Consider the following 3,383-nt stretch of genomic DNA (forward strand, 5'->3'; position numbering starts at 1 on the left):
AACGGGGCGGGGCCGGAGGTTCCGCCTCGATCGGGCAACACAGAACCTCCCCGAAAACAAAAAATGGCCCCGCTACAAAAAGCGAGGCCAGTTAAAATCCTTCACCACAAAGGATAAATTGAAAGGGCTTATTCGTCACATTTTGAATAGTCGTCTTCGCTGGGCCAAGTGATCGCATCCATCGCGGCAAGAGCGGCCTCGATGTCTTTTTTTGCTTTCACAAGCTCCGCACGACGCGCTGAAGGATCATCGAGGACACCGGCGCCATTGAGAGAACGTCCTTCAAAATGCCGGAGACCATCGAGGACGGCATCCACTTTCGCGAGCACCATATCGGTGCCTTCAGCTGCGTGCTCGATCACTTTCATCATGCTCTCCATTTCACCGCTTTTCATATTCATAACTCAGTTCGTCGGATCTGTTTTCCTTGCGATCAACCAAGACTGCAAGTGGAGTTGGTGCAACTCTAAAGATGGCTGTGGGGTTGTTTTTGCTAAGAAAGTTCATGAGACTATTCGCATCATCCCAATTACGGCTCGCAAAACCTCCGCTTACCCAAATCGGAGAATTCGGGCTTACATCCTCCGAAATTTTAAATTCTTGGACATCCCAATATCGCGGCTGATGTTCTCGGCTATAAATCAGCGCGTCAATTCGGGCAGCTTTCATAAAATAGAGTGCGAGAAATAAGAGGCCCAATACGATTGCGAGCAATACCCCAATCACAACATCCCACGGGTCAAGGCCGAAAAAATTTCCCATGATCCCAGAGAAAGCAGCCCCCGAGCCCGCAAACAGAGATGCAAACCCGATGGTTTTAAATGTTTCGGCCCAGGTCGCCTGATACTCAGGCCGTTGCTCTCTGTCATATTTAGTCATTAGAAATTTCCATAAAATCGTTGTTTTGGAATGGATCAGTCATTCATGATCCCGCAGATATATTTTAGCTCTGCATCTTCTTCACGATAGCGAAGAAGGCGGAGAGTTGAGAAGTACCGCATCCTTTCCACGCGACGCAAAAAAATAGTGCTCAGAACCAAGTGCCATATGGCCGTGCGGCGCTTCTTGCTAATATCTCTCAATCTCCACTGTAGAGACACATAAAGATCAGTTTCTTTCATGTCTGGCCCAGCTTGCGTCAGGTTGAAATGATGAGGCCAATCGAAGCCACGAGCGGCAAAAGCAATGTGAACATGATCGCCAGAGCCCGCGGCCAGCCGCCCTCCGCCGCAACGCTGTCTTGCCAGCGCCAGTAACCGGCCAACTGCGCGACCATCAGCCCAATCGCGGCCAAAAACAACACGAGGCCATATCCAAAAGTAATCGTTGTAGCCATTTCAATGCTCATGGTTTTCTCCTCTGCCCTCGGGGAGTTAGTTGGAATCTTCAGGAAGCAGAGCAGCCAATCGTTTCTGAGCGAAGACAACCAGAGCCTCTGCATCATTCACTGCATCAACCGGATCACGTTGCAACAAGTCGGCTTTAGCCTGTCTAAGCCAGTGCGATTGCGTTGCTTCAATTTCATTGTTTGGTGCCATTTCAAATCTTTCTTCAAAATTGGCGGGCGTTTTGTGGAATTTCGTATTGGGGCCGCTCACGCGGCCTCCAAGGCATTAAGATCGGTGCGAAGCTGCGCCCGCATTTCAACCTCGATCTGAGCTGCGCGATCTGCGACTTTGTGGGCCAATGCACGGGCCGCGCCAGACAAAATGACGTTGAGAACTTCGCGTTCGGCTTCCTCCGGCGTATCTGCCACATGGCTGATAACCTCAGAGGCGTTGCGCGTAATGACATACTCCTGACCACCGGGAACACCCTTGCGCGACTTGAAGAGGCGACGAGCATCAGGGGCGGAAACGCCAATGATCCGCCGATTTTCAATGTCGCTCACGAGACTCTTTTTGTTCTCGGGGCGAGTATAGACCGACTGGTGAAACTCGACTGTGCAAAAGAAGCGGCCAGTCCAGCGGTCATTCTCAAACTCTTCGCCAGCATAAACCCGTACAGAGACGCCATGTGCGGCGGCGGCGGCTTTTGCGTGGTTGGTGATTTGGTCAATCATTGTTTTCTCCTGCACCTGCTTCGGCGGTGCGCCCGTGTGCCCGTGTGCCCAGATGGGCCTATTGTGGAATGTGGTGTTATTCGGCGCGGCGCAACTCTGCCTTCATGTCGCTGATCCGCGCTGCGAGAAAATCGTTGTAGGCAGAATAGCCAGCTTCCCGACAAGAGACCAACTCAGCTTCGCGGCGGGCAACCTCAGCTTTCAGCTTGGCGATTTGGCTTGTCTCCATGATCGCGCTCCTTCGGGCGTCAGTTGGAATTAAGTTGTGATGTGCTGATAGGCTTCTTGGGCCAGCGCATCGAGGTTATCCCCAACGAGGCAAAACCGTCCATCAGAGGCGTCATCAGTCGGATAGGGATCGCCATCCTGCAATTGCTCCGCAACCATGTACTTCCCTTCGAAAGCGCGGTTCATGTTTGGGTCGCGCTCCCCCACTATCCACCCCATTTCTTTCAATCCATTGATAGCGGTCATAATGTCCTCCCGGAGTCAGTTGGAAATTTTGGAAAGTTCAGTGATCAGCGGCGGCAATTCCACGACTGTCCGCCAGACCACATGAAGGTCAATGTCGAAATATCCGTGCGCAATCCTGTTCCGCATTCCGCGAATGCTGCGCCACGGGACTGACCCATTGGTCTCTGCAAAATCCGCGTGATCGGAGACGATCCGGCTCGCTGCTTCTCCGACAATCATCAGTGACATGATAACCGCTCGCTGCGTCTTGAGATCGGCAAGGAAATCATCCTCGCTCATACCCTCGGTGAAGGTCACAGCATCGGTCGAACCCTGCACCATCTGCGCGAGATAGTCGTACAGCCTGTTTTCGACGCTCATACCGCCACCGCCAAGCGCAGCACATCGGCTCTGATATGGGGCGGAAGATCGAGCGGCGTCCTCACATCGACGCGAACCCCGAGCGCTTCTTCGAGGGCGTCTTGTAAGCCCCCGAGGTCTAAAAGAGTCGTCTCGGGTAGAGGCTCCACCAGCACATCGAGGTCGCTACCCTCGTGATCGCTCCCGTTGAGCACGGAGCCGAATATCCGAGGGTTCACCGTGCGGTGCATCTCAGCAAGACGTCGGATCGTTTCGCGACCCGAAGTTAGGGCTTGGGATGGTGTTGTTCCCGTCATTCTGGCCTCCTTTGGCCTCTTCTCATATATTAACAATAGAGTATTGTTCCGACCTAAGCCAAAGGTTTATTCGCCTTTTTCATGAATTGTTTTCTTGCAATGCTCTTCCCTGTGCGTTTGCTTCGAACCTTGAGCTTGGGAGCACAAACGGGCCGCCGCGCGGCCCAAACAAACATGGACCGCCTGACCCA

Annotated in this window: 9 protein-coding genes; all 9 read right to left on the bottom strand. The window is 52.9% G+C overall.

Translation table 11 applies throughout. The annotated features are described in order from the left end of the window. Window positions 1–128 precede the first annotated feature (128 nt). The 9 genes from LC094_RS21440 to LC094_RS21480 all read right to left on the bottom strand — a co-directional run bounded on the left by LC094_RS21440 (window position 129) and on the right by LC094_RS21480 (window position 3,192). Window positions 129–371, bottom strand: coding sequence for a hypothetical protein (locus LC094_RS21440; protein ID WP_226554834.1), 243 nt, complete (start codon window positions 369–371; stop codon window positions 129–131). A gap of 10 nt (window positions 372–381) precedes the next feature. Further along, the gene (locus LC094_RS21445) at window positions 382–879 is read right to left on the bottom strand and encodes a hypothetical protein (RefSeq protein WP_226554835.1); all 498 of its coding nucleotides are present in this window, start codon (window positions 877–879) and stop codon (window positions 382–384) included. A 259-nt stretch (window positions 880–1,138) separates the two neighbouring features. Further along, window positions 1,139–1,348, bottom strand: a complete 210-nt coding sequence (locus LC094_RS21450; protein ID WP_226554836.1) for a hypothetical protein — start codon at window positions 1,346–1,348, stop codon at window positions 1,139–1,141. A 25-nt stretch (window positions 1,349–1,373) separates the two neighbouring features. Beyond that, window positions 1,374–1,598 carry a hypothetical protein gene (locus LC094_RS21455; protein ID WP_226554837.1) on the bottom strand — a complete coding sequence of 75 codons (225 nt, stop codon included), beginning with the start codon at window positions 1,596–1,598 and terminating at the stop codon, window positions 1,374–1,376. Then, window positions 1,595–2,062, bottom strand: a complete 468-nt coding sequence (locus LC094_RS21460; protein ID WP_226554838.1) for a hypothetical protein — start codon at window positions 2,060–2,062, stop codon at window positions 1,595–1,597. Before LC094_RS21460 ends, LC094_RS21455 begins: the two co-directional genes overlap by 4 nt. 76 nt (window positions 2,063–2,138) lie before the next feature. Continuing rightward, entirely contained in the window at window positions 2,139–2,291 is a 153-nt protein-coding gene (locus LC094_RS21465) for a hypothetical protein (RefSeq protein ID WP_226554839.1), read from the bottom strand. 29 nt (window positions 2,292–2,320) lie between these two features. Next, complete coding sequence (locus LC094_RS21470) at window positions 2,321–2,536, bottom strand: hypothetical protein (protein ID WP_226554840.1); 216 nt, start codon at window positions 2,534–2,536, stop codon at window positions 2,321–2,323. A gap of 15 nt (window positions 2,537–2,551) precedes the next feature. After that, window positions 2,552–2,896: a HepT-like ribonuclease domain-containing protein gene (locus tag LC094_RS21475; RefSeq protein WP_226554841.1), complete on the bottom strand. Its 345-nt coding sequence runs from the start codon at window positions 2,894–2,896 to the stop codon at window positions 2,552–2,554. Continuing rightward, the gene (locus LC094_RS21480) at window positions 2,893–3,192 is read right to left on the bottom strand and encodes a nucleotidyltransferase family protein (RefSeq protein ID WP_226554842.1); all 300 of its coding nucleotides are present in this window, start codon (window positions 3,190–3,192) and stop codon (window positions 2,893–2,895) included. Before LC094_RS21480 ends, LC094_RS21475 begins: the two co-directional genes overlap by 4 nt. Window positions 3,193–3,383: the final 191 nt, after the last annotated feature.

Origin of the sequence: Celeribacter naphthalenivorans (assembly GCF_020524585.1) — a bacterium.
GTDB lineage: Bacteria > Pseudomonadota > Alphaproteobacteria > Rhodobacterales > Rhodobacteraceae > Celeribacter > Celeribacter naphthalenivorans.

What these genes read in the sequence shown, in the direction of transcription:
- LC094_RS21440 (WP_226554834.1), bottom strand. Translation starts at nt 371, where the DNA reads ATGATGAAAGTGATCGAGCACGCAGCTGAAGGCACCGATATGGTGCTC.
- LC094_RS21445 (WP_226554835.1), bottom strand. Translation starts at nt 879, where the DNA reads ATGACTAAATATGACAGAGAGCAACGGCCTGAGTATCAGGCGACCTGG.
- LC094_RS21450 (WP_226554836.1), bottom strand. Translation starts at nt 1,348, where the DNA reads ATGAGCATTGAAATGGCTACAACGATTACTTTTGGATATGGCCTCGTG.
- LC094_RS21460 (WP_226554838.1), bottom strand. Translation starts at nt 2,062, where the DNA reads ATGATTGACCAAATCACCAACCACGCAAAAGCCGCCGCCGCCGCACAT.
- LC094_RS21465 (WP_226554839.1), bottom strand. Translation starts at nt 2,291, where the DNA reads ATGGAGACAAGCCAAATCGCCAAGCTGAAAGCTGAGGTTGCCCGCCGC.
- LC094_RS21470 (WP_226554840.1), bottom strand. Translation starts at nt 2,536, where the DNA reads ATGACCGCTATCAATGGATTGAAAGAAATGGGGTGGATAGTGGGGGAG.
- LC094_RS21475 (WP_226554841.1), bottom strand. Translation starts at nt 2,896, where the DNA reads ATGAGCGTCGAAAACAGGCTGTACGACTATCTCGCGCAGATGGTGCAG.
- LC094_RS21480 (WP_226554842.1), bottom strand. Translation starts at nt 3,192, where the DNA reads ATGACGGGAACAACACCATCCCAAGCCCTAACTTCGGGTCGCGAAACG.